This is a genomic window from Longicatena sp. 210702-DFI.1.196 (genome assembly GCF_020563125.1).
Taxonomy (GTDB): Bacteria; Bacillota_I; Bacilli_A; order Erysipelotrichales; family Erysipelotrichaceae; genus Longicatena; species Longicatena caecimuris.
The window spans coordinates 1-281 of the sequence record NZ_JAJCPX010000127.1 but is presented as its reverse complement, the minus strand read 5'-3'; the positions used below and the strand labels follow the sequence as shown (position 1 = coordinate 281).

The 281-nt window shown below is 39.1% G+C and carries 1 pseudogene; it reads right to left on the bottom strand.

Going from position 1 to position 281, the window contains the following annotated elements:
* Window positions 1-193 (bottom strand): annotated as a pseudogene (locus tag LI241_RS15640) (replication initiation factor domain-containing protein); the annotation flags it as partial.
* Between the last annotated feature and the right edge of the window lie 88 nt (window positions 194-281).

Sequence of the window (281 nt, the reverse complement as noted above, 5' to 3'; positions counted from 1 at the left end):
TACGGAAAATATCATCACAACCTCTGCCAGTCATAACAAGATAACAGCCTAGCCCTTGTGGATTGTCCTCTGTCTTTCTTGCGTTCCCCGATACATAAATATCTCCAATCTGCCAGCGTGCTTGATAGGTCTTGAATTTAACGCTTGCCGGATAGACATTGAAAATGTCAGTCGGTAAACCTAAAATGTGCATGATAACATCTTCAGCGGTTGCAGTATCAAATATAATGCTGATGTAATCAATCTTAACGGATAAATTTTTGTGTGTAGTTATAGTGCAT